This window comes from Peribacillus simplex, assembly GCF_001578185.1.
Taxonomy (GTDB): domain Bacteria; phylum Bacillota; class Bacilli; order Bacillales; family DSM-1321; genus Peribacillus; species Peribacillus simplex_A.
In genome coordinates, this window is record NZ_CP011008.1 from 3,725,239 (window position 1) to 3,749,807 (window position 24,569).

22 protein-coding genes and 1 other annotated feature are annotated in these 24,569 nt (G+C 43.4%); of the genes, 3 read left to right on the top strand and 19 right to left on the bottom strand.

Annotated elements, in window-relative coordinates:
* Window positions 1-11: 11 nt before the first annotated feature.
* Window positions 12-1,283, bottom strand: coding sequence for a histidine--tRNA ligase (gene hisS / locus UP17_RS17355; protein WP_061464216.1), 1,272 nt, complete (start codon window positions 1,281-1,283; stop codon window positions 12-14).
* A 96-nt stretch (window positions 1,284-1,379) separates the two neighbouring features.
* Window positions 1,380-1,619, bottom strand: a binding site (T-box leader).
* Window positions 1,620-1,698: 79 nt separating this feature from the next.
* On the bottom strand, window positions 1,699-1,872 hold the full coding sequence (locus UP17_RS28340; protein ID WP_167555992.1) for a hypothetical protein: 174 nt from the start codon (window positions 1,870-1,872) through the stop codon (window positions 1,699-1,701).
* A gap of 128 nt (window positions 1,873-2,000) precedes the next feature.
* On the opposite strand from UP17_RS28340, the gene UP17_RS17360 reads away from it, so the two are divergent.
* Window positions 2,001-3,773, top strand: coding sequence for an N-acetylmuramoyl-L-alanine amidase family protein (locus UP17_RS17360; protein WP_061464217.1), 1,773 nt, complete (start codon window positions 2,001-2,003; stop codon window positions 3,771-3,773).
* A gap of 82 nt (window positions 3,774-3,855) precedes the next feature.
* Here UP17_RS17360 and dtd read toward each other — a convergent pair whose 3' ends face one another.
* The 7 genes from dtd to UP17_RS17400 all read right to left on the bottom strand — a co-directional run bounded on the left by dtd (window position 3,856) and on the right by UP17_RS17400 (window position 14,092).
* On the bottom strand, window positions 3,856-4,299 hold the full coding sequence (gene dtd, locus UP17_RS17365) for a D-aminoacyl-tRNA deacylase (RefSeq protein ID WP_061464218.1): 444 nt from the start codon (window positions 4,297-4,299) through the stop codon (window positions 3,856-3,858).
* 15 nt (window positions 4,300-4,314) lie between these two features.
* The gene (locus UP17_RS17370) at window positions 4,315-6,513 is read right to left on the bottom strand and encodes a RelA/SpoT family protein (RefSeq protein ID WP_061464219.1); all 2,199 of its coding nucleotides are present in this window, start codon (window positions 6,511-6,513) and stop codon (window positions 4,315-4,317) included.
* Between the two features lie 338 nt (window positions 6,514-6,851).
* A protein-coding gene (locus tag UP17_RS26830; protein WP_155727271.1) for an IS3 family transposase occupies window positions 6,852-8,185 on the bottom strand; the annotation gives its coding sequence in 2 pieces (ribosomal slippage) (window positions 6,852-7,813 and window positions 7,813-8,185; 1,335 coding nt in all).
* A gap of 119 nt (window positions 8,186-8,304) precedes the next feature.
* Entirely contained in the window at window positions 8,305-8,817 is a 513-nt protein-coding gene (locus UP17_RS17385) for an adenine phosphoribosyltransferase (protein WP_061464220.1), read from the bottom strand.
* A complete protein-coding gene (gene recJ / locus UP17_RS17390; protein ID WP_061464221.1) occupies window positions 8,808-11,183 on the bottom strand; it encodes a single-stranded-DNA-specific exonuclease RecJ in 2,376 nt (791 codons plus the stop codon). Before recJ ends, UP17_RS17385 begins: the two co-directional genes overlap by 10 nt.
* Window positions 11,184-11,327: 144 nt before the next feature.
* The gene (secDF, locus tag UP17_RS17395) at window positions 11,328-13,589 is read right to left on the bottom strand and encodes a protein translocase subunit SecDF (RefSeq protein ID WP_061464222.1); all 2,262 of its coding nucleotides are present in this window, start codon (window positions 13,587-13,589) and stop codon (window positions 11,328-11,330) included.
* Between the two features lie 197 nt (window positions 13,590-13,786).
* On the bottom strand, window positions 13,787-14,092 hold the full coding sequence (locus tag UP17_RS17400) for a post-transcriptional regulator (protein ID WP_061464223.1): 306 nt from the start codon (window positions 14,090-14,092) through the stop codon (window positions 13,787-13,789).
* A gap of 167 nt (window positions 14,093-14,259) precedes the next feature.
* On the opposite strand from UP17_RS17400, the gene spoVB reads away from it, so the two are divergent.
* Window positions 14,260-15,822: a stage V sporulation protein B gene (gene spoVB / locus UP17_RS17405; protein WP_061464224.1), complete on the top strand. Its 1,563-nt coding sequence runs from the start codon at window positions 14,260-14,262 to the stop codon at window positions 15,820-15,822.
* A gap of 28 nt (window positions 15,823-15,850) precedes the next feature.
* On the opposite strand, the gene UP17_RS17410 is transcribed toward spoVB, so the two are convergent.
* Window positions 15,851-16,510: a DUF421 domain-containing protein gene (locus UP17_RS17410; protein WP_412547049.1), complete on the bottom strand. Its 660-nt coding sequence runs from the start codon at window positions 16,508-16,510 to the stop codon at window positions 15,851-15,853.
* Between the two features lie 196 nt (window positions 16,511-16,706).
* Between UP17_RS17410 and UP17_RS17415 the strand changes: the two genes are divergently transcribed.
* Complete coding sequence (locus UP17_RS17415) at window positions 16,707-17,078, top strand: TIGR04086 family membrane protein (protein WP_061464226.1); 372 nt, start codon at window positions 16,707-16,709, stop codon at window positions 17,076-17,078.
* Between the two features lie 47 nt (window positions 17,079-17,125).
* Here UP17_RS17415 and yajC read toward each other — a convergent pair whose 3' ends face one another.
* The 9 genes from yajC to UP17_RS17460 form a co-directional block, all read right to left on the bottom strand.
* Window positions 17,126-17,410 carry a preprotein translocase subunit YajC gene (yajC, locus tag UP17_RS17420; RefSeq protein ID WP_061464227.1) on the bottom strand — a complete coding sequence of 95 codons (285 nt, stop codon included), beginning with the start codon at window positions 17,408-17,410 and terminating at the stop codon, window positions 17,126-17,128.
* A gap of 41 nt (window positions 17,411-17,451) precedes the next feature.
* The gene (tgt, locus tag UP17_RS17425) at window positions 17,452-18,591 is read right to left on the bottom strand and encodes a tRNA guanosine(34) transglycosylase Tgt (RefSeq protein WP_061464228.1); all 1,140 of its coding nucleotides are present in this window, start codon (window positions 18,589-18,591) and stop codon (window positions 17,452-17,454) included.
* A 35-nt stretch (window positions 18,592-18,626) separates the two neighbouring features.
* Entirely contained in the window at window positions 18,627-19,655 is a 1,029-nt protein-coding gene (gene queA, locus UP17_RS17430) for a tRNA preQ1(34) S-adenosylmethionine ribosyltransferase-isomerase QueA (RefSeq protein ID WP_061464229.1), read from the bottom strand.
* Between the two features lie 38 nt (window positions 19,656-19,693).
* Window positions 19,694-19,900, bottom strand: a complete 207-nt coding sequence (locus tag UP17_RS17435; protein ID WP_034308809.1) for a DUF2905 domain-containing protein — start codon at window positions 19,898-19,900, stop codon at window positions 19,694-19,696.
* The gene (ruvB, locus tag UP17_RS17440) at window positions 19,897-20,895 is read right to left on the bottom strand and encodes a Holliday junction branch migration DNA helicase RuvB (RefSeq protein WP_061464230.1); all 999 of its coding nucleotides are present in this window, start codon (window positions 20,893-20,895) and stop codon (window positions 19,897-19,899) included. Before ruvB ends, UP17_RS17435 begins: the two co-directional genes overlap by 4 nt.
* 11 nt (window positions 20,896-20,906) lie before the next feature.
* Entirely contained in the window at window positions 20,907-21,521 is a 615-nt protein-coding gene (gene ruvA, locus UP17_RS17445) for a Holliday junction branch migration protein RuvA (RefSeq protein ID WP_061464231.1), read from the bottom strand.
* A 173-nt stretch (window positions 21,522-21,694) separates the two neighbouring features.
* Window positions 21,695-22,195 carry an intercompartmental signaling factor BofC gene (locus tag UP17_RS17450; RefSeq protein ID WP_061464232.1) on the bottom strand — a complete coding sequence of 167 codons (501 nt, stop codon included), beginning with the start codon at window positions 22,193-22,195 and terminating at the stop codon, window positions 21,695-21,697.
* A 110-nt stretch (window positions 22,196-22,305) separates the two neighbouring features.
* Window positions 22,306-22,911: a YhcN/YlaJ family sporulation lipoprotein gene (locus UP17_RS17455; protein ID WP_061464233.1), complete on the bottom strand. Its 606-nt coding sequence runs from the start codon at window positions 22,909-22,911 to the stop codon at window positions 22,306-22,308.
* 101 nt (window positions 22,912-23,012) lie between these two features.
* Window positions 23,013-23,960 carry a phosphotransferase gene (locus UP17_RS17460; RefSeq protein ID WP_167555993.1) on the bottom strand — a complete coding sequence of 316 codons (948 nt, stop codon included), beginning with the start codon at window positions 23,958-23,960 and terminating at the stop codon, window positions 23,013-23,015.
* Window positions 23,961-24,569: the final 609 nt, after the last annotated feature.

Genomic DNA, 24,569 nt, shown 5'->3' on the forward strand with positions numbered 1-24,569 from the left:
GTATTTCCCCCTTAAGCCTGTAGCTTTTTGAATTGTTCAACGAATGTGGCAAGATCCATTTGGACTTGTTCACCGGTTTCCATGAACTTCACGTTGATTTTATTATTTGCCAATTCCTCTTCACCGAGTGTCGCCACATATCTCGCTTCGAGACGGTCGGCTGATTTGAATTGAGCTTTCACTTTACGGTCTTGATAGTCTTTTTCGACAGTAAAACCGGCATTCCGCAATTGATGGGCAAGTTTGACGTTATAATCCTTGGCCGCTTCACCTAGTGAAACAAGATAGCAGTCAATACCCTTTTTGATCGGAAGCTCGATGTTTTCTGCTTGCAGTGCTGCAATCAGGCGTTCAATGCTAAGCGCAAATCCGATTCCGGGTGTTTCCGGTCCGCCAAGTTCTTCAGCCAGCCCGTTATATCGGCCGCCTCCGCAAAGTGTTGTAATGGCGCCAAAGCCCTCTGCATCACTCATGATTTCAAAAGCAGTATGATTATAGTAATCCAAGCCCCGCACTAGCGTCGGATCCTCGACGAATTCGATTTCCAAGTCCGTAAGATGCTGTTTAACCTTTTCGAAATAAATACGGGATTCATCATTTAAATATTCAATGATGGATGGCGCCGTGTTCATCAATTCGTGATCGTGATCTTTTTTGCAATCCAGGATACGCAATGGGTTTTTTTCCAGACGATTTTGACAATCACGGCAAAACTCGCCAATACGAGGTTCGAAATGTTTGATTAATGCATTCCGATGCGCTGTCCGGCTTTCCTTATCACCAAGGCTGTTGATCACAAGTTTCAGCTTTTTCAATCCAAGTTCTTTGTACAGGTTCATCGCAAGTGACAAAACCTCTGCATCGATTCCGGGATCCTTACTTCCTAAGGCTTCGATGCCGAATTGAACGAACTGACGGAAGCGGCCTGCTTGTGGACGTTCGTAACGGAACATCGGCCCGATATAATAAAGCTTGACCGGCTGATTGGCCCACCCGAACATTTTGTTCTCGATATAAGACCGTACAACTGATGCGGTGCCTTCCGGACGAAGGGTTAAATTCCTTTCACCGCGATCTTGAAATGAATACATCTCTTTTTGTACGATATCGGTTGTATCCCCTACACCACGTAAAAATAATTCCGTGTGCTCAAAAATCGGTGTGCGGATTTCTTTATATTGGTAACGGTGACAAATCTCACGCGCTGTCTTTTCGATATACTGCCAAATTTCCGTTTGTCCAGGCAATAAATCCTGGGTACCTCTAGGAATCTGAATAGACATATTGTTTCCTCCTTAAAAGCAAGGCGCCCTTTCTGATACGGCGCTATACTGATTTTTTCCAAACAAAAAACTCCCGTCCCTTGTAACATATCCGTTACAAGGGACGAGAGTTTGGATATCCCGTGGTGCCACCCTAGTTGAAGCACAAAAAATAAGTGCCACCGCTCAAAACAGTTAACGCCTGTTTTACGTCCATCTCCTATTAAGAAAAAATCCGTTCAGAGTGAAGCCTACGGAGGGTTCTTTCATTAAGTCATCATGTGGAATGCTTTCAGCCTCGGCATTTCCTCTCTTTCCATGTGTTTCTTAATTACTCTTCTCCATCATTGGTTATTGCAGTAATAAGTCTGATATTTTATAATCATACGGACGTTAACTTCAAATGTCAAGGCAGGCTTCAGTATTTTGTCGCGTTTTATTGGTTAAAATGTTTTTTCGAATTTTTGATCGTCCTGACATTGACTCCGTATTCGGATGCCAATTCAACAAGGTTTGAGCTTTGTTCCTTCTGGATGAAATCGTGAAAATCGACACCTAATACTTGATTGCCCCCGCTTAAGCTCGTTTGATTTTTTTCGCTGAATTTCATGTGGTTCCCTCCTAGTGTTATATAAGCTTTATTCTTTCCTAAAAAAAATGTTTTTTGCACAGGGAAAGAGGAAAATTTTTGTTGAACGAGAATACATACATATAGACGTTAAAAGGGAGAGACAACTTATGAAGAAGAAATCGGGTTTATTCGGCCTGATCCTAATGCTGATTATGGCAGCAATTTTCCCCATCGATCACGCTTTTGGAAAAGATGAAGGGGAAATTATCGTGACGTCCAAAGTGGTCAATGTCCGTGAAGGCGCGGGTCTCAGTTTCCCTATCGTAAAAAAACTGGCAAAAGGGGAATCCTATCCAATCCTGAAGGAAGATGGCGACTGGATCGAAATCCGGATGGGCATCGGTAAAACTGGCTGGGTCGCCAATTGGCTAGTGGAAAGAACGTCGGATTCGGACACCAACCTGGTCAAAAAGGAATCCGGACAAGGAATGATCTCAGGCAGCTCCGTCCGCGTCCGTACAGGTCCCGGTACAACATTTCAAACGGTTGGCTCTTTAAATAAAGGAACAGCTGTCGACATCATTGAAAAGAATGAAAATTGGATAAAAGTCAAAACAACGGCTCTTGAAGGCTGGGTCTCTTCTGATTACCTTAAGCTTACCGCCGCTTCCGGGGATGCAGCGAAGAAAAGCTCATCCAAGGAAAAAGAAGCAACGAACCAATCCGCAAAAACAGGTGTCACTTTGGTGGACCGGCTCAATGTCCGTTCGGAACCATCGAGAAGCAGCGCAACGCTAGGAAAGCTGAATAAAAATACGGCAGTGACCGTTTATCGCATTGAAAATGAGTGGGCCGAAATTGATTTCCATGGAGTCCGCGGCTGGGTAGCTGAACCTTACATACAAATAAGCCAAGATAAAGGTGATTCGAAAATCAATACGGCAGGAGCCACTGCAAGGGTGACCGCTACGGGTTTAAATGTGCGGAAAGGTGCATCTCTAAACAGCAAGGTCATCGGTTCAGTGAACAAGGATGAGACTTACGCCGTCTTACAAACAAAGGGAAAAATGACACAGATCCAGCTTTCCGGTTCAAAAAAGGGCTGGGTCGTGAGTTGGTACTTGGAAAAAGAGAATGTTGAACAAACGCCAAAGGAAGAGAGGATTGAGGCAAAGGGAAACAAGATTACCATCATTCATGATGGAACGATTTTTAGAAGTGAGCCTGATGGCAACTCGGAAATCGTAAAGCAGGTCAATGAAGGTGAAACATTCTCCGCAACAGGCATGGAAGGCGATTGGTATTCGATTAAACTAAATAACGGGAAAACCGCTTATGTTGCGGGATGGATCGTGACGGTCGAAGGGAATTCCGAGCAGATCCAACGCCCTGGGGTTGAAAAATATTTAAAGGATAAAACAATCGTTATCGATCCCGGCCATGGCGGAAGGGATAGCGGTACAGTAGGGGTCGGTGGCACTCTAGAGAAAAACCTGACGATCCGGACGGCCGAGTTGCTGCGTGACAAACTTCAGGCTGCAGGGGCCAAAGTGATATTGACCAGAAGCGGCAATACCTATGTTCCGCTCCCTTCCCGGGTCAGCACTTCACATATCCACAACGCGGATGCTTTCATCAGCCTCCATTATGATAGCACCAAGGACCAGATCACCAGCGGGATAACAACATACTACTATCATGGCTATCAACGTTCATTGGCCACTACACTGGCCAATTCACTCGGTTCCACCATGCAGGTGCCAAACCGCGGATCACGATACGGGGATTTTCATGTTATCAGGGAAAACAAACGGGTAGCTACACTTATTGAACTAGGTTATTTAAGTAATCCAGTGGAAGAATTGACGTTATCATCGAATGAGTATCAAGAAAAAATCACATCCGCCATTTATAATGGATTGGCGCGATATTTCAAATAAAGACAAGCCAGCTTCCCATCGAAGCTGGCTTTTCATTTCGTCCGTACTGATTGACTAAAAACAAAAAACCTGCCGCAGCAGGTTATTTTTTGCTTTCCAGTATTAATGTAACGGGACCATCATTAGTAAGCTGAACGTCCATCATGGCACCGAATTGACCTGTTTCCGTATGGACGCCTTTATTCCGGAGTTCCTCGTTAAATGCTTCATATATTTGATTCGCCTCTTCAGGACGGGCGGCGTCCATGAAGTTCGGTCGACGGCCTTTACGGCAATCGCCATATAGGGTGAATTGCGAAACTGATAAAATCGAACCTCCCACATCCAATAGTGAGTGGTTCATCTTTTCATTTTCATCTTCAAATATTCTGAGATTGACAATCTTATCGGCCAAATATGCGGCGTCATCGATGGTATCCCCATGGGTGACACCAACCAATAGAACGAGCCCGCTGTCGATTTGACCGATTATTTGGTCTGCGACAACGACTTTGGCGGCTTTGGAACGTTGTAAAACAACACGCATGGTAATAATAACCCCTTAGTTCATTATCCGTCTAACGGAATAAACATCTGAAATTTGTTTGATACGGTCAACGACCTTTTGTAAATGGGCAATGTTATGAATATAAATCGACATGTGAATGGTAGCCACCTTATTCCTGTCGGATTTACCCGAGACCGCTGAAATGTTGGTCTTGGTTTCATTGACGGCTTGCAGCACTTCGTTTAATAAGCCGCGGCGGTCATACCCGCTGATTTCAATTTCAACGATGTATTCCTTGCGCTCGTTAATCGTACTTTCCCATTCAACCGGTACGAGGCGATGATCGGAATCACCGCTTTCCAGGTTCGGGCAGTCTTGCCTATGGACTGAAACTCCACGGCCTTTGGTTATATAACCAACGATTTCATCCCCTGGAACTGGGTTACAACAGCGTGATAAACGGATAAGCAGGTTATCAATCCCCGGTACCCTTACACCTGAGTCACGTTTTTTAGATGAATTGGAAAAGGTTTTCAGATCGGCTACCGCTTCTGAAATATCCGCTTCTTGCTCGACCATTTTCTGCTTACGCCACTTTTCGGTAAGGCGGTTAGCCACCTGAAGTGCTGTTATTCCGTTATACCCGACTGCTGCATACATATCTTCTTCATTCAGGAAATTGAATTTATCTGCAACACGCTTGATGTTCTCGGCAGAAAGGATTTCTTTAAGATCGAACTCCATTTCCTTGATTTCCTTTTCAACAAGCTCTTTGCCCTTTTCGATATTTTCTTCGCGGCGCTGCTTTTTGAAAAATTGGCGGATCTTATTTTTCGCTTGAGATGTTTGAGTGAGTTTAAGCCAGTCCTGACTTGGACCATATGAATGCTTAGATGTCAGGATTTCAATGATGTCGCCAGTTTTCAATTTATAATCCAGCGGTACCATTTTCCCGTTCACTTTGGAACCGATCGTTTTATTTCCGATTTCCGAGTGAATCCTGTAAGCGAAATCAATCGGGTTGGATCCTGATGGCAGTTCGATGACATCGCCTTTTGGCGTAAAAATGAATACCATATCAGAAAAAAGATCAATTTTAAGTGATTCCATGAATTCCTCGGCATTTGTCGCATCATCCTGGAATTCAAGAATTTCCCGGAACCAAGTCAACTTTTCTTCTAATGAAGGCTGTTCACCTACATCTTTTCCTTCTTTATAAGCCCAATGCGCGGCAACCCCGAACTCCGCAATGCGATGCATATCGGAAGTACGGATCTGCACTTCCAGCGGATCGCCTTTCGGGCCGATCACCGTCGTATGGAGCGATTGATACATATTTGGCTTAGGCATGGCGATATAGTCTTTAAATCGGCCAGGCATCGGCTTCCAGCATGTATGGATGATCCCTAAAACGGCATAGCAATCTTTTATGCTATTGACGACGATCCGGACTGCAAGCAAATCATAAATTTCGCTGAACTGCTTATTTTGCAAAGCCATTTTGCGATAAATGCTGTATATATGTTTCGGTCTGCCGGAAAGGTCAGCCTTAATGTTGACTTCCTCAACGTTTTTACGCACTTCATCAATGACTTCTTCCAGATACTGTTCACGTTCTGCACGCTTTTTCTTCATCAGGTTGACGATTCGGTAATACTGCTGAGGATTCAAATACCTTAGTGCAGTATCTTCAAGTTCCCATTTAATCGTACTGATACCAAGACGATGGGCAAGGGGGGCGAAGATTTCCAGCGTCTCGTTCGATATCCTTCTCTGCTTTTCCTGCGGCAGATGCTTCAATGTCCGCATATTGTGCAGTCTGTCGGCAAGCTTGATCAAGATGACCCTAATATCCTGGGCCATCGCCACGAACATTTTCCGATGGTTTTCCGCCTGTTGCTCTTGTTGTGATTTATACTTGATTTTCCCTAATTTGGTAACGCCATCTACGAGCATGGCGACTTCAGGACTGAAATTCTCTTCAATATCCTTCAGAGTGATCTCCGTGTCTTCAACAACATCATGTAAAAAACCTGCCGCAATAGTTGCAGGGTCCATTTCTAGATCAGCAAGAATGCCCGCCACTTGAATCGGATGAATGATATACGGCTCCCCCGATTTACGGAATTGTTCCCGGTGAGAATACTCTGCATACTTAAACGCTCTATGAATAAATTCAGCTTCTTCCGGCTGAAGATATAAGCTGGCCCGTTCTACAACCTGCTCGGCAGTCAATATTTGATCATTAGCCATTTAATCACCTTAACCCCACTTTAACTGCCACCGGATATAATCCGGATTGAGTATGATTGGTAGCACTTCCCTTTATTCTGCAAAACGTGACAATTTTTGCGAAAAAAATAAATCCGCTTAACACGGATGCAAGTGCAAATAAACTTATTAGCAGAAAAACTCTTTATTATTACTATTATCGAAAAAAAAGGCAAGGATGTAAAGAGTAAAACGTGTATTTTATAAAGAATACTGCATTTTTTCACTGGAAATTCGACAAAATCCATTTAAATCGGGTAAAACAGAAAGAGCACCCTGGTTGAACTGTGCCCCATTTTACGGACAGTATAAAAAAGTGCCTAAGCAGCTAATAAATGGTCCCGGTATTGTACTGGGGCCATTTTCCTTAGCCCCCATTGATAACGATGTTCATTATATTCTTCAATAACTCGATCAATTTCTTCCTTCACATCCGTTAAATTAGTACATGTTTTATATTCTGCCAAATCCTTAAAGTGGCCAAAGAAACTTTCCATTGGCGCATTATCCCAACAGTTTCCCTTGCGGGACATGGATTGGGTTATCCCAAGTTCCTTCACTTTGCGTTGAAATAGCGGATGGGTGTAATGGAACCCCTGGTCAGAATGAAGGATTGCACTCGGATGGAACTCGTGACACACAGCCTGCTTTAGCTTATTTAAAGTCTCGTAAACGATATCCATTTCTAATGAAGTAGATAAATGGTACGTAACGATTTCTTTTGTGGCGGCATCTTTTACGCAGGATAAATACGCTTTTTGGCCTTTCCCATAATAAAGATAGGTAATGTCAGTAAGCAGGACCTTCCCTGGCACCTCCTGATTGAATTCACGATTAAGGAGGTTTGGACAAGTAAGGTGCTCCTTGGTTGCCTTGGCCATCTTCCGATACGGGTTGGCCCTTCTGATTTTCGCTAGGAGATTATATTTTGTCATCAACCGTCTGATTTTCTTATGATTCATGACGGCCGAGTAGTCATTCTCCATAATCATTTTGATTTGGAGGGCGCCTACTTTTTCCTTTTTACTGATGAAAATATTTCTGATCAATTCTATGTCCAATTCATCCTGTTCTTCACGAAGCTCACGGTAAGGAGCTGCCTTTAACCAATCATAGTAGCCACTTCGACTTACACCAGCCAATTTGCATAGATAAGAAACAGCCTTCTTTAATTGGTGTATTCTGATCGTCCTTTCAATCAGATAGAACTTCTCAGCAGCAGTTAGAATCATTTCTTTTTCAGAGCCTGCCTTTCTAGCTCTTCCAGCTTTTTTAGGAAGTCATTTTCTGCTTCAAGGAATTTGATTCTCGCCTCGGCCTTCCTAAGTTGATCTTCTACAGACTGTGGCTTGGAAGTGGGGCGTCCTGTACTTCCTTTTCCACGGCGTTCCGTAAGGAAGCCTTCCTCACCAAACCTTTCAAAGGTACTACGCCAGCGCTGTAGACAACGTTTGGGTTGTTTCTTTCCAATTATTTCGAGATTAATTCCCTGGTCAATGAAAATTTGAGAGGGGGCTTTCCCCTTTTTATATTCCTTAACAGCTTTTGTTTTAAATTCCGGACTATAGGAAATAGATCGCTCGGAAGCACTAATGATATTTGGATTCTTTTCAAGTTCTTTAATCTGAAATTCAGTATATATATTCTTACTCATAGAAACCCTCCGTCCATACTCATTACATCTATTGAAACATAAAAAAACCCGGATAAGGGACACTTTTTTATGTGTGTCCGTTATCCGGGGTATAGTTCAGGTCAGAGTGCTCTTCTTTATTAAAAGCTCATTAATGTCAAGACATCATAGCCGTCTAATTTATCTTTGCCATCCAAGTCCGTCAATTCAATAAGGAATGCAATCCCGGCAACAATTCCGCCAAGCTGTTCAACCAATTTGATCGTCGCTTCGATTGTACCGCCAGTTGCAAGTAAATCGTCCGTAATCAGGATACGCTGTCCCGGTTTAATGGCATCTTTATGGATAGTCAAAACATCCTTGCCGTATTCTAAACCATATTCGACTTTTATCGTTTCACGCGGAAGTTTCCCTTCTTTTCTCACTGGTGCAAAGCCCACTTCCAATGAGTATGCGACTGGACATCCGATAATGAATCCGCGTGCTTCCGGTCCGACCACTAAATCGATATTTTTATCGCGAGCGTACTCGACGATTTGGTCTGTTGCGTATTTATAAGCTGCGCCGTTATCCATTAATGTTGTAATATCTTTGAAGACAATACCCGGTTTCGGCCAGTCTTGTACAATTGTTACATATTGCTTTAAATCCATTGCTTTGTTTCCTCCTCAAGGTCTGTTGCCTCATGAACTAAATAATGATTGAACCAATCGAATAATTGCTGATAGGAAGAATAAACAAGCTCTTGTTCAAGCTCAAATTGCTCTTTCTTTCTTATATACGATTCAGATTCACTGAGATCGCGTTTTTTCGCATTGGTTGTGAGCATGATTAACCCATTCTCTATTGTAACAAAACCAAGCTCAAAAAACACCTTAGAAATGAAATCCACGGTATCTCTTGACCACCCGCGGTACTTGGCAAGGTCATCACCATATCTTTTCACATCGAGCGGGCCCTTTTTGGCGAGGAAGGCATAAAACCATTTAAAATGGTCCCTTGTTGGCATCGTACTTAAGAAATGGTCCTGCTCATGGGAAAGGTGTGCATAGATACGCGATGGATTCTTATTGGCAATCACCCGTTTCAAATATTCCCTTAACGGCGGCATGTCCATAAATACCACATGGCCTTCGAAGCAGTCGAGCTGATCTGCATCCTGTCCATTCTTGATATGAACGAGATCGGATTGGTTTTGTAAAAATGGATATCTACTATAAATATCTTCCGAGAAAATGACGATCTTCCGGTTTTGTGCCGGAATGTCGGCAAGCCACTTCTCTGCCTGACCCTTACCGCGGTAATCGAATAACTGCCAATGGTTTACCGAGACATCCTGGACAAAGATCTGGGGCTTTTTCATATTATTCCACTCATTGATGGAAAGCTCTCCAATCACCGAGACTTCAGCGTGCGGAGCTATTTCATCCACAAAATGACCTAGACCGAAGCCCACTCCATCAAGTTTATGATTTTCCCCATCTTCAAGCTGCACTTTCAAGTGATTTTGGTTGGCACCGATTTTTCGGACACTTGAAAGCTGTACGGAATCTATCAAAATCTTCGGCTTTGGATTCGTAACCCCAAATGGCGCCAGCAAGCTCATTTCCTGAATCGTTTGAACGGAAACTTCCGCTAGAGTGGTTGCTCCATCCAAGTTGGTAATTGGTGTGAAGTCCTCTTCGCTGAGCTGTTCCTTCGCAATCAGGTTCATGCGGTCCCTAAGCTCCTGAACATCTTCTATTTTCAATGTCATTCCAGCAGCCATCGGATGTCCACCAAAATGAGGCAGTAATTCACGGCAGGTGGAAAGACTTTCAAAAAGATCGAAACCGGCGATGCTCCGGGCAGAACCTTTCGCGTGCCCCTTTTCCCGGTCATAACTTAATACAATCGTGGGGCGGTAAAAGCGTTCAACCAGTTTGGAGGCTACAATACCCACTACCCCTGCGTTCCAGCCTTCTCTCCCGATGATAAGTACACCATTGGACTCAGGCGGGAAGTTTTCCTCAACCTCTTGAATCGCTTCTTCCGCCATTGCCGCAACCATCGCCTGACGCTCTTTATTAATATCATTGATTTCATTGGCAAGTTCCATCGCTTCTGCCAAGTTTTCAGACATCAATAAATCCACAGCCGGGTCAGCATCTCCAAGTCGTCCGACAGCATTGATCCGCGGTGCCATCGCAAAACCGATTGATTCTTCATTCAATGCTTCCTGCTGAACATTCGCCACTTTCATTAGAGCAACAAGCCCCGGACGGCCAGTCAATCGTAACTGCTCGATCCCTTTCGCAGCGATGAGGCGGTTCTCCCCTTTTAAAGGCACTAAATCCGCAATGGTGCCGATGGCCGCTATTTCAAGTAAATCCTCAGGCAATTCCCCTAGCAAAGCGTGTGCCAGCTTAAAAGCGACACCTACTCCGGCAAGATCTTCAAATGGGTAGGAACTGTCCTCAAGTTTAGGATGGATAATCGCCAATGCCTCAGGCAATTCCGGTCCCGGTTCATGGTGATCGGTCAAAATATAATCCATGCCAAGCTCGCAGGCAAGTTTCGCTTCATCGACTGCAGAAATTCCGGTATCGACGGTTATTAATACCTTCACCCCTTGCTCAGCTGCGAGGCGGAACGCCATCGGATTCGGACCGTAGCCCTCTGTAAACCGATTCGGGATATAAAAATCCACATCGGCCCCCAATCTCGTTAGCGCCGTCATCATCACTGTGGTCGATGTCACGCCATCTGCGTCATAATCACCGAAAATCCGTATTTTTTCTCCATTTTGAATGGCTTCTCTTATTCTATAGACTGCTTTATCCATATCTTTCAATAAAAATGGATCATGAAAAGTTTGATTTTTTACAAATAAAAATGATCGGGCACTTTCAATCGTGTCCAGGCCTCGATTCACAAGCAGGGCTGCAACCAAAGGTGTGATATGAAGCTCTTCAGCTAGTACAGCAACTTTGTTTTCATCGGCAGTTCGCAAGTTCCACCGGGTTTTTGGTTTTAACATGAATTCACCCCTTAACTTACTTATTATACAAAACGACAATAACGGTTTCAATTTATTTTAAACTCAAAAATGGCTGTAATTCCCTATTCAATAAGCTAGTCTCACAAAAAGAAGGCTGGCATCATGCCAGCCTCCTCTCACATATTAAACTTGTCCTTCAAGACTTTGTTTCTTTTCTTTTGCGGTGTTCAGTGGTCCTTTTTTCTTCAATTCCCTGATTTTTAAATCAAGCCAGAATTGGGACGCGATTAATAGAGACGAATACACGCCACATATTAAACCGATAAACAGGGCAATTGAGAAGTTTCGGATAGCTTCACTGCCGAAGATCATCAACGCGATAACCGTAATGAGAACGGTTAGTACGGTGTTAATGGATCTCGTCAATGTTTGCCTGATACTGATATTTACAATATTCTCAAGCTCTTCAGCGGTTTTGACTTTACGACTGAAGCGTAAGTTTTCACGAATACGGTCAAAGGTTACGATCGTATCATTGATCGAATAACCGACGATCGTCAGTACCGCAGCAATGAAGGTGATATCCACTTCAAGCCGAAATACACTAAATATCGTTATGATGAAGAATGCGTCATGTATAAGCGCTACGACGGCAGGTACAGCCATTCGCCATTCAAATCGTATCGATACATACAAAATGATTCCGAGTGATGCAATCGCTAACGCAAACATGGCATTTTTCGCGAGTTCTTTTCCGACTGTCGGCGATACGGTGCTGACATTCGGTTCTGCTCCATAATTCTTCTTGAAATGGTCCTTCAATTTTGCGATTTCCTGCTTATCAAGGACACCGACTGTCCGTACGACAGCATTTTTATTTTCTTTTCCAGTGAGCCTGACATCCTTGACATCGTCCTTATCAATACCGACCTTGACCATTTCGGTTTTGACTTGTTGGGTCGTCAAGACATCTTTGGATGCAACCTCAATCCGGGTACCGCTCGTGAAATCAATACCTAGATTCAATCTGAAAACGAGCAGGAAAATGATCCCGATAATCGTTACACCAACTGAAATGCCATAAAAAACTTTCCGATGTTTGACAAAATCAATTTTATCAAAGCGTGTTGGCAATGACATTAAATTAATTTTCTCCGATAAATCGTGAATGTATTTCTTCTTCACGCCAAACCATGTTGTGCGTTTGTCAAGGAACCCGCTATTCACCCAAAGGCTCATGAAAAGACGTGTACCATAGACGGCTGTAATGAAACTCATTAAAATCGAAATGATCAAAGTGGTCGCAAACCCTTTAACCGAGCTTGTTCCATAATAGAACAGAACAGCCGCAGCCAGCAAGGTCGTTAAGTTCGCATCCGTAATCGTAGCAAGTGAGTTTTTCGTACCTTCTTTATAAGCTGCTTTTACAGAACGGCCAAGTTTCAATTCATCTCTTATCCGCTCGTAGGTTATGATGTTGGCATCGACAGCCATCCCGACCCCGAGTACCAATGCCGCAATACCAGGCAGCGTAAGGACCGCATTCATCCAATCGAACACCAATAGCGTCAAGAAAAGGTATATGCTTAAAGTGACGACTGCAATGAATCCAGGGAAGCGGTAATACACAAGCATGAAGATGAAAACAAGTGCAATTCCGATGATTCCCGCAAAAACAGTATCATGCAGTGCACCTGCACCAAATTGGGCACCTACAGATGTGGAGTACTTTTCTTTCAAATCTACAGGCAGGGCACCTGCATCCAGAAGGGCTGCAAGCTCTTTCGCTTCTTCCACCGTAAATTGACCGGTGATATATACCTTCTTCGTATTAAAAACTTCACTGACAGCTGGAGCGGATATCATATTGTCCTGTGAAGCCGCATCTTTAAAGGAATCTTTTCCTTTCTCGAAATCCAACCAGATTGCGAGTACATTTGTCGGACGTTGCATCGTGGAAATTTTTTGAGTGATTTCTTTAAACTTATTCACATCTTTCAATGTGACCTCAACAACCGGTTTATTATCTTGGAACGTTTGTTTCGCGCCGCCTTCTTTCAGGTCAGCACCTGTCATCATTTCCTTATCGTTGTAATCACGGAAGGATAATTTGGCTTGGGTCGAAAGGATTTCCCGAGCTTTATTTTGGTCTTTAACTCCGGCCAATTGAACACGGATCCTGTCCTTCCCTTCAATTTGAATGCTAGGTTCATTGACACCTAATACATTGACACGCCTTTCAAGGGAGCTCACTGTAGCTTTCAAAACATCCGGGGTAATCTTTCCCCCAGCCAGTGGTTTTACTTGATATAACACTTCAAAACCGCCTTGAAGATCAAGACCCAGCTTGATATCCTTTAGGATTCCTTTTGAAGTCGTTCCCATCGCTGCGAAAATCAAAAGTACGATTAGAAAAAACGCAACGATCCTGCTTCTTTTTACCATTATGTAGTAGGCCCCTTTCTATAATACGCCTGTTCCTGAAGTTTTAATAAAACTGACATTTTTTTATTTATAATAAATGCATCCCTTTTGCTTCTTGAGAAAAAAGACATAGCTTCCCATAATTTTCCCAAAAAAGGCATAACCATATCTATTATGAGTCATATACAAACCGCTGTCAATTTAAGTATATCTTTGCTTTATTCCTTCAAAAGATCCTTCAGCTCATCTTCAGAAATCGGTTCAAAAAGGTTTGGTGATTTATAGGCTTCAACCATTTGGAAGGTCATGAACTGGTTGCTCGAAAAAGTCACGATGTCGGCTACGAGTTCGTGAATGTGAATGTTTTCCTGCGGACGCTTCCATTTATTTTTGGTTAAGGTTCCCCATATATCTTCCTCTGTTACGGCATTCAATCCAACCATTTGGAATTCCTCACGCTTGCTTTTCAAAAATGGACGTACCTTTACATAATACCTTTGATAGGGATGATTCTTTTTCGTCATCACTTTGCCTCCAGTAAAAATGATTCTCATATGAATGCGCATTTTCTTAGAAGGAAATCCGATCATTTGTAAGAACGCAAACACTTTTGTCATGCTTTGTCCAAGTACAAGCATATAGATAATTGTATAGCATAACCGCTTTTTTGAGAAGGCAGGGAGGGAGTTCAATGTCCAAGTTTTTAAAAGGGACGCTGATTTTATTAATCGCAAGCCTCATTACAAGGGTTCTTGGGTTCATTAACCGCATTGTCATCGCCCGCTTCATCGGCGAAGAAGGCGTTGGTTTATATATGATGGCTTTACCGACCCTATTTCTCGTCGTGAACATTACCCAGTTAGGCCTGCCTATCGCCATTTCCAAATTCGTTGCTGAGGCCAATGCCAAAGGTGATGAACGGAAAATCAAGAAAATCCTTGTCGTCTCTTTGGCCTGCACCTTTACTCTATCGATGATTTTCACTCCTGCAATGCTGCTTTTCGCGCCGGTTCTCTCAGAATACCTATTCACTGACGATCGGACGGTATGGCCGCTCATGGCAATCGCTCCTATCGTACCGATTATCGCCATTTCATCCGTACTGCGCGGTTATTTCCAAGGGAAGCAAAATATGAAGCCCTTCGCTTTCTCACAAGTCATCGAACAGGTGGCACGAATCACATTCATAGCCGTCCTGACGAAGGCCTTTTTGCCATATGGAATCGAATACGCTGCAGCCGGGGCGATGTTCGCTTCAATTATCGGAGAACTTGTTTCACTCATCTACTTATTGACTAGCTTTAAATTAAAGAAACATTTTAAGTTCCGGAAAGGATTTATCAAGAATGTCAAATCAGGAAAAGGAACGTTCACCGAATTGATGGGGATTGCCCTTCCTACCACCGGAAGCAGGATGATTGGTTCGGTTTCGTGGTTTTTTGAACCGATAGTGGTTGCCCAGAGTTTGGCAATCGCCGGTGTCACCGCGGCAGCAGCCACCAGCCAATACGGGGAATTGACAGGGTACGCACTGCCTTTACTCATGCTTCCTTCTTTCGTTACGTCATCATTGGCGACGGCACTTGTCCCCGCAGTGAGCGAAGCCCGTACGACCGGAAACTTTCTACTCGTTGAGCACAGGCTTCAACAGTCCCTGAAAATCACCTTTATCACAGGCTGTTTAGCTGTCGTCATTCTGTTCATTTTTGCCGAACCTATTTTACAAGTCATGTATGGCTCTTCCCATGCTGCTGTTTTCATTAAATTCCTGGCACCTTTTTTTATCCTTTATTATTTTCAGTACCCGCTACAGTCCATGCTTCAAGCACTGGATCTAGCAAAAGCCGCAATGTTCAACAGTCTGGCTGGGAACATCCTTAAAATCGGTGTGATTTGGCTGCTGGCGTCGAAGGAAAGTTTCGGGATCATGGGAGCCGCAATCGGGATAGCCGTCGGTTCGATGCTCGTTACTTTTCTGCACTTTTCAACCGTGCTTAAGGTCGTCCCTTTCACGCTTCATTTCCGGAGCTATATGTCAGCTTTGGTCCTTGCCTTAATTTCAGGCTGGGGCGGTTATTATCTTTATAAAGTCCCGCTCTCCTCACAGCCTCTTGGCGCACGGCTTTTGCTGTCCGTGACGGTCGTGATCCTGCTGTTCACATTTTCCCTCCTCATGACAGGCAGCATAAAAAAAGCGGATTTGATCAGGATTCCTGTAGTGGGCGGCTTTTTATCAAAGTTTGCTTGGAAATAAATTGAACCGAAGCATTTAACGGCTTCGGTCATTTCTTCGTTTCATTCTTATCGATGTAAAATTGTCCATCTATGTATCCGCAAATCGAAATCTCTTTAATATTCGTTTCTCCCATTTTTTTCAACTGGTACCGGAGCCAAAAATGATTTTTGCCAATTTTATCGAGATTAGCCTCCTGAATCTCTCCGTCGATTATAAGGGGGTAGGGAGTTTCTACACTTTCCGACCTTTCTTCTTGCGCACTTTTAATCACCGAGAGCTTTCCTGAAGTTTCAAGGATGGCAAATTTAACAACGTTTAAATCACTAATTCCTTGTTCACGAAGTTGGGTCAATAAGTCATCAAAATTATATCGTTGTTTACGCATCGCCTTTTCATCTATTTTCCCCTGATTGATAATGATCTGCGGCTTACCGTCCATGAAATTGCGAAACCTGACACTTTTCAATGAGATCAATGCCAATGTCATTTGGAGGAACGCGAGGACAAACATTGGGATAGTCTGTCGAACAAACGGTTTTTCCAAATCTTCAAAGGATAGCACGGCAATGTCCCCTATCATGATGGATACCACTAAATCAAGAACGCTAAGTTCCCCTACTTCCCGCTTACCCATCATTCGAAAAAGGAACCAGATGACTAGATAGATCACTGTTGTTCTAAAAATAATAGCCAGATAGGTTTCCACTTCATTTAACACATCCTTCATCCATAGCATGGCTTGGGGACTGAAAAATTACTCCATAATCTTTTCTAATTTTATGGGAAGCTTCTGTAAACCTGGTCTAAAGGTTCCATACCGGGAATATGCTTGTACTAACACATAAACAGGCTAAAACGTAACAGCCTTTTAAAAAGGAGGAATACCCATCGAAACTAAAAAAATGAGTGTCGCCGTAATTTATGGCGTAGGCTCCATCTTTGCCATAGCGATGATTGCAAGTTTAATCGTTTCCATCCTTCTTCGTTTTACTTCACTGACGGAATCATCCCTGACATATGTGATCATGATCGTGTCCTTTTTATCGCTGTTCATTGGTGGATTCATATCAGGAGGCAAAGGGAAAAAGCAAGGACTATTCTTAGGCGGAAGTACTGGGCTGCTTTATCTGTTGGTCGTGTTCCTTTTTCAATATTTAGGTCACGATGCACTCTTCACCATCAAGCAATGGATCTACTACGGCTGTTTTGTCATTACGGCCATGATGGGTGGCGTACTTGGGGTCAACATGAGCTCCGAATCACGCACCAATTAAAAAAACACAGCAAAAAAACCGGGCACATGGCCCGGTTTTCGTTTGTATTATAATGTTGCTTCTTTATTTGGTGCGCTTTCCGTAATTTCACGGATTGAGGCACGGTCGAAAGTCAGTTTTGTACCGTCTGGTGATTTAATGACGATTTTCAATTCATCGATCGAATCGATTGTTCCGTGCATGCCGCCGATAGTAGCAACTTTATCACCTTTTTTCAAGCTAGTTTGCATGCTTTGCGTAGCCTTTTGGCGTTTTTGCTGCGGACGGATCAATAAGAAATAGAACAATACGAACATTAAGATCAACGGAAGTATTTGTGTTAAAGAACCCATTTGTAAATTCACTCCTTTCGTTCATTAAAATATTTATGGAATTAGAAGTTTCTCGCATTTGGTTCGTTGAAACCATATTGCTCAAAAAACTCTTCCCTAAAGTCTCCAAGACGATCTTCTCGAATAGCTTGTCTGACCTGTTCCATTAAGTTTAACAGAAAATGAAGGTTATGGTAAGTCGTAAGACGAATTCCGAAGGTTTCTTCACATTTAATCAAATGGCGGATATATGCCCGGCTATAATTCTTGCAAACATGGCAATCGCAATTTTCATCGATTGGACCAAAATCGCGTGCATATTTCGCATTTTTCACAACCAGCCGCCCATTGCTCGTCATCAGCGTACCATTACGCGCAATTCGCGTCGGCAGTACACAGTCAAACATATCGACACCGCGGATTGCACCATCGATCAATGAGTCCGGCGAACCTACCCCCATCAGGTAACGCGGTTTGTTAGTTGGAAGCAGCGGACTTGTAAACTCAAGAACGCGGTTCATGATATCCTTCGGTTCCCCTACGGATAGTCCTCCAATAGCATAACCCGGAAAATCAAGGGAGACAAGGTCTTTTGCACTTTGTTTACGAAGGTTTTCAAACTCCCCGCCTTGAACGATCCCGAACAGTCCTTGGTCATTTGGGCGCTCATGGGCATTCAAACAGCGTTCCGCCCAGCGTGATGTCCGTTCAACCGATTTCTTCATATACTCTTCGGTTGCAGGAAATGGCGGACATTCATCGAATGCCATCATAATATCGGAGCCTAGCGCGTTTTGGATTTCCATCGCTTTTTCTGGGGATAAAAATAATTTATCACCATTCAGATGGTTCCTGAAATGTACGCCCTCTTCTTCAATTTTGCGGAATTCACTCAAACTGAAGACTTGAAAGCCGCCTGAATCCGTCAGAATCGCCCGATCCCAGTTCATGAACTTATGCAATCCGCCAGCTTCCTTGATGATTTCATGCCCCGGACGGAGCCATAAGTGGTACGTATTGCTCAGGATGATGCCTGCCCCCATTTGTTTCAAATCTTCCGGGGACATCGTTTTGACAGTAGCCATCGTTCCAACCGGCATGAATGCCGGCGTTTCAAAAGAACCATGCGGCGTATGAACCCGGCCTAACCGTGCCCCTGTCTGTTTACATGTTTTGATTAACTCATATCGTATTGCAGTCAACGCAATAACTCCCTTCAAGAGCTTCTCACTCTTTATTACTTAATTAACATTGCATCTCCAAAACTAAAGAACCTGTATTTTTCTTTAACGGCCGTTTCATAGGCATGAAGGATATGCTCCCTGCCTGCAAGTGCAGAAATAAGCATGATTAAAGTAGATTTCGGTAAATGGAAGTTCGTTATCATCGCATCGATCCCTTTGAATTCATAACCAGGATAAATGAAGATGCTCGTCCAGCCATTCTCTTCCTTGAAAACCCCATCATTACGGGACGCAATCGTTTCTAATGTCCTTGTTGACGTAGTGCCGACCGTGATGATTTTCCCGCCTTTTTCTTTCACATCATTCAGTAATCTGGCTGTGCCTTCAGTCATTTGATAAAACTCTGAATGCATTTCGTGGCTGTCAATATCATCCACACTGACAGGACGGAACGTACCAAGCCCAACATGTAGCGTGATGAAAGCGATGTGGACACCCATCCCTTTAAGTTTCTCAAGCAAATCCTCGGTAAAGTGCAGGCCTGCCGTAGGTGCCGCTGCAGATCCCCGTTCACGCGCATATACCGTTTGATAACGGTCCTGATCGTCGAGTTGTTCCTTGATATATGGAGGTAAAGGCATTTCGCCAAGCTTTTCTAGTATTTCATAAAATATGCCTTCATATTTAAATTCAAGGATTCGGCCGCCATGCTCAAGTACACCTGTACAGACGGCACTTAGTTTACCATCGCCAAAAATGATTGTCGAGCCTACTTTAATCCGTTTGGCTGGCTTCACGAGCGTTTCCCATACATCATCATGCTCTTGCTTAAGCAGCAATACTTCAACCTTTGCACCCGTTTCTTCTTTACTGCCGTATAGCCGGGCCGGCAGCACCTTCGTATCATTCAACACCAGGCAATCTCCCGGTTTGATATATTCCGTGATATGGCTGAATACATCATGCTGGAGTTTTCCGGTTTCTTTGTCCAACACCATCAATCTACTTGCTTCCCTATCCTCCAAAGGAACTTGTGCAATCAATTCCTCGGGTAAATGAAAATCAAACATTTCCAATTTCATCTGTTCCACTTCCTAACCTGTCTATCAAGCTGTAATTATTATTTAAAACGGCCGATCAAATAAAAAATGGCGGACAACACAACACTGACGATGATTGATGTAACGATAGGAAAGTAAAAAGTCGTATTCCCCTTTTTCAAAAAAATATCTCCCGGCAGCCTGCCGAGATGGATATATTTCATCGCAAAACCAATCACGAATATAATCACACCCAGTATCATTACCATTTTTGGTATATTCATCATTCAGGCATCTCCATTCCGAAATGCTCATAAACCAGCTGTGTTGCCATCCGGCCTCTTGGAGTCCGCTGAAGAAAACCGACTTGTAACAGATATGGTTCATACACGTCTTCGATCGTATGTGCCTCTTCGCCAATCGTTGCAGCAATCGTTTCCAGACCCACGGGCCCGCCACGGAATTTTTCAATGATCCCTTTAAGTAATTTATGGTCAATATGATCGAGTCCTAAACGGTCGACCTGCATTAATTCAAGCGCATAATCGGCAAGTTCGGCAGTTATCGTACCATCACCGTGTACCTGGGCGAAATCCCTGACCCTCCGTAACAGCCGATTAGCAATTCTCGGGGTTCCCCTTGACCTTCTTGCAAGCTCTGCAGCTGCCTGATCATTCATTTCCGTATCCATGATTCTTGCTGTACGGATGATGATATCAGCCAAATGGTTTTCCGTATAATATTCAAGACGGCTTAAAACGCCAAAACGGTCCCTGAGCGGTGCAGATAGTGACCCTGCACGTGTCGTGGCCCCTACGAGGGTGAACGGAGGCAAGTCGATTCTGATCGAACGGGCTTCCGGCCCCTTACCGACTACAATATCCAGACAGAAGTCCTCCATAGCCGGGTATAGCACTTCTTCGACAACACGAGGAAGACGGTGAATCTCATCAATGAATAACACATCACCGGGCTCAAGTGCACTCAAAATGGCCGCCAGATCTCCCGGCCGCTCAATGGCGGGACCGGAAGTCGTGCGGATATTGACACCCATTTCATTGGCGATGATGACAGCTAGCGTCGTCTTCCCAAGTCCGGGCGGTCCATATAAAAGTACATGATCAAGCGTTTCTTCCCTCATCCTTGCCGCTTCGATGTATACGCTCAAATTCGCTTTCACTTTATCCTGTCCAATATATTGCTTTAAGTTTTGCGGCCGCAGGCTTTGTTCAAAGGATAGTTCGTTCAGATCGGCTTCCTGATTGAATATTCTCTCCTCCATTGCGCCACTCCTTATCTTAACATCATTTGCAATGCTTTCTTAATGTATTGCTCGGTCGTCATATCTTCCGTCTGCAACTTCTTAGCAACCTTTTGGATTTCCTTTTCAGAATAACCAAGAGCCTTTAAAGCAAGAATGGCTTCATCCAACGCTTCTGTATAACCATTGGGACTGAGTGCTGCCGTGACGCCTTCGTTAAACAAGCTTGGAAAGGCATCCGGAATAATGTTCTCAAGTTTCCCTTTTAAATCCAGAATCATTTGCCGTGCCGTTTTCTTTCCGACTCCCGGGAATTTCACCAAAAACGATTCATCTTCACTTTCGATCGCCTGCACCACCTGATCAACTTGTCCTGATGCTAATATGGCTAGAGCACCCTTCGGCCCGATTCCGGTTACATTCAATAATTTTGTGAATAATGCCTTTTCTTGCCGAGTCTGAAATCCGTAAAATGCAGCCATATCCTCGCGCACATAATGATATAAAAAAACTTGGATTTCTTTCTGGTATTGGGCGGAAAAAATAAAAGGATTCGGCGTCATCACTTGATATCCGATTCCCCCATTTTCCACAACTATGTATTCAGGTCCAATATAATCGACCTTGCCTTTTATATAATCATACAAATTAATTCTCTCCCTGATTTTGCTGTACCTCTCATTTTATCATAAAAAAGAAGGGTTGTTCATTAAAAGTTATTTAGTAGTCGGCAAAGACTTTTCCAATGGACGCTATCCCGTTTTATCGCATTTGGGGTTTACGGCTGGAGAAAAACAAAGAGGATGGGTGTCATCCCATCCTAGTTTACCGAATATGGCTCATATTCTTTAATGAGCTGTTTATATTGGTCTTTATTCATGATCGGTATCCCTTTTTGCAGCTCCTCCTGCTTGTATACTTCAAGTTTACCAACGTCTATTTGGTAAAAAGTATGAATGATCTTGGCGTGCTCAGGCCTTCCGATAAAAATGGATAACGTACCATCTTCCCTCATCCCAAGGTAACCATTCGCTTTTAAAAGCGGAGATATGTCATTTTCAATTTTCTTAAGGACAATATGTTCTTCATTTTGATCGACTACTTTCCACCCTTGATATTTTGACCAAAAGTCTTCCATCGACCAAATTGTTTCTGTCAATTTCTCCTCACTTAACTCGCCATCCAGATACATACGCTGAAGGATGACTTTCCTTTCAATTGGTTCATTTTCCTTCTGCACAGGTCCTTCGGCATAAACGGTTAAACAAAATGGCAGTATGAAAAGTATCATGAAAAATTGGATCCTTAGTTGATTAATCAATATTCTCACCTCTTAAGGCGTTTACTTTTTAAGTAGTTTGACCCAAATAAGGATTATTAACCAGAAAAAATCTAAAAGGGCTGACCATGGAATCGTGGTCAGCCCTTTAATTATTTTAAGTGATCTTGATGAATGTTAAGATTCTCGAACATGTCATTGGCATCCAGAATGACCATTTCCCTCGTATCGCCATCACGAAGATTGTTATCAAGTGTCATCGACCTATAATAGACACCTTGATCGGTTGTGACGTATAGGTTCCGGCCATTTGAAAGCGGTCCGATTTCATTCTTGACTTTTTCTTTGACATTTTTTGCTTGGCTGTAGTCATTAAGCAGCAAGGCAACCAGCATTTCGTCTTTCATGATGATTGTTCTGGCATCGATAACAGGGTACACTCCATTGGCGATTCCATTAGCTTTGTCGGCTAACGTGCCTTCATAAGAATTATAATAAGATGATCGGGCCCTTAGCGGTTTACTTTCATGGCCATGGTAATTACGATCCCGCGTACTGTATGCATCATCTTTATCGTAAAGGCTTTGCCCCATATTCCGATAATTGATGTTTCGTACCAATACATCTTTTTCAGTTGTATGGTACCCTGTTTCATTCGTTATATTTCCGTTTTTCGCTGTATCATTATTAGCGCATCCAACCAAGCTGACAGCGGCTAATACCGTATAAAGTGGCAGTGTCCATTTTATTTTCTGCAAAATAACCCTCCCATTGCAATAGAATGAGCTATATTCCGCTCATAATTAGCATGGGTGTCTAACGATGAATGTACTCTGTAAGTTACGGCCAAAAGCGCGTTTTATTTCCTCTTTAGGGAAGAAATCTTCTTCTCCAATTTTTCATTCATCTTAATCCGCTCCGAAAAACCTTCCACAGTCATTTTCCAGACCGAATGAAGCTGTGAAGAACTTTTATTAAGACGATTCCATTCACGGAAGATATCCGTAGGATAAGTTAAAGCATATAAAAAGGCCAGGTCAGACTGATAGCTTTGCAATTGCGGCACTTCCCACAACTTGGTGGCCGCATCTTCCAAATGAGGTGAAATTCGATTTGCATACTGTAAATAATCAATGCATCTTGGAGCATTTGCCATTAGATCAAAATCGATTAAGGTTAAAGTGCCGTCTTCTCTCCGCAAGAAATTATGGTGGGCACAATCACCATGAATGATGACTTTCTTTTCCTTACTCCATAAAGACTGGTTTTTATCAAAACCCTCTAATGCCCACTCCCCCCATCTAATCCATTCTTTAATAATATCTTCGGAAACATATTGTCGAACATAAGAAAAGTTATTTTTAAATAGTGATAAACGCTCGTTCCATTTTTTTGATTGATCAAAAACAGGGGCGTTAATGGAGAGATGTTCAGAAACATCATGGAAGCTTTCCAGTAACTGAATTCCCTCTAAACGGTCCTTATGATTGGAAAATCGGAATTTTTTCTTACTGGGCGGAAAATAGTCCATACTGCCATACCATTTCCCTTTGAATTGAAAGGGCATTAAATTCTGATGAATATAATACGTTTGATGGAAACCCTTTTGTTTTAATAAAGAAGTCAATTCTCTTTGCCGATCCCATTTTTCAAAACTGCTGAATCCTTTAAGGATTATTGGATGACCCTTTTCAAAAGTTATTAAATAGACACTGCTTTGAAGATGGTGGACTTTCTTTGGCTTACGATTTATATAAGAGAGGAGACGAGTGTTAAAAACACTGTCTCCTTGATAATTAGTAGTCATCGCTTTCATCTACATATGTTGGTATCCCAAATGTTTCAGGAGCACGAACGCCACCGAATTGGCCAGGCTGTCCTCCCATTTGTCCAGGCAACATGGCTTCAGGCTGCCCCCGCATCATGCCCGGCTGACCACCAAATTGACCCGGCATCATCATCTCTAGCTGGCTTCCCGGCTGGCCTCCACCTTGACCTCCCATCATCCCTGGTTGGCTTCCACCTTGACCTCCCATCATCCCTGGTTGACCTCCTTGAAAGCCTCCCATCATTCCTGGTTGACCTCCTGGATGGCCTCCCATCATTCCTGGTTGACCTCCTGGATGGCCTCCCATCATTCCTGGTTGACCTCCTGGATGGCCTCCCATCATTCCTGGTTGGCCTCCTGGATGACCTCCCATCATTCCTGGTTGACCTCCTGGATGACCTCCCATCATTCCTGGTTGGCCTCCTTGATGGCCTCCCATCATTCCTGGTTGACCTCCTGGATGGCCTCCCATCATTCCTGGTTGACCTCCTGGATGGCCTCCCATCATTCCTGGTTGACCTCCTTGGAAGCCTCCCATCATTCCTGGTTGGCCTCCTTGATGGCCTCCCATCATTCCTGGCTGGCCTC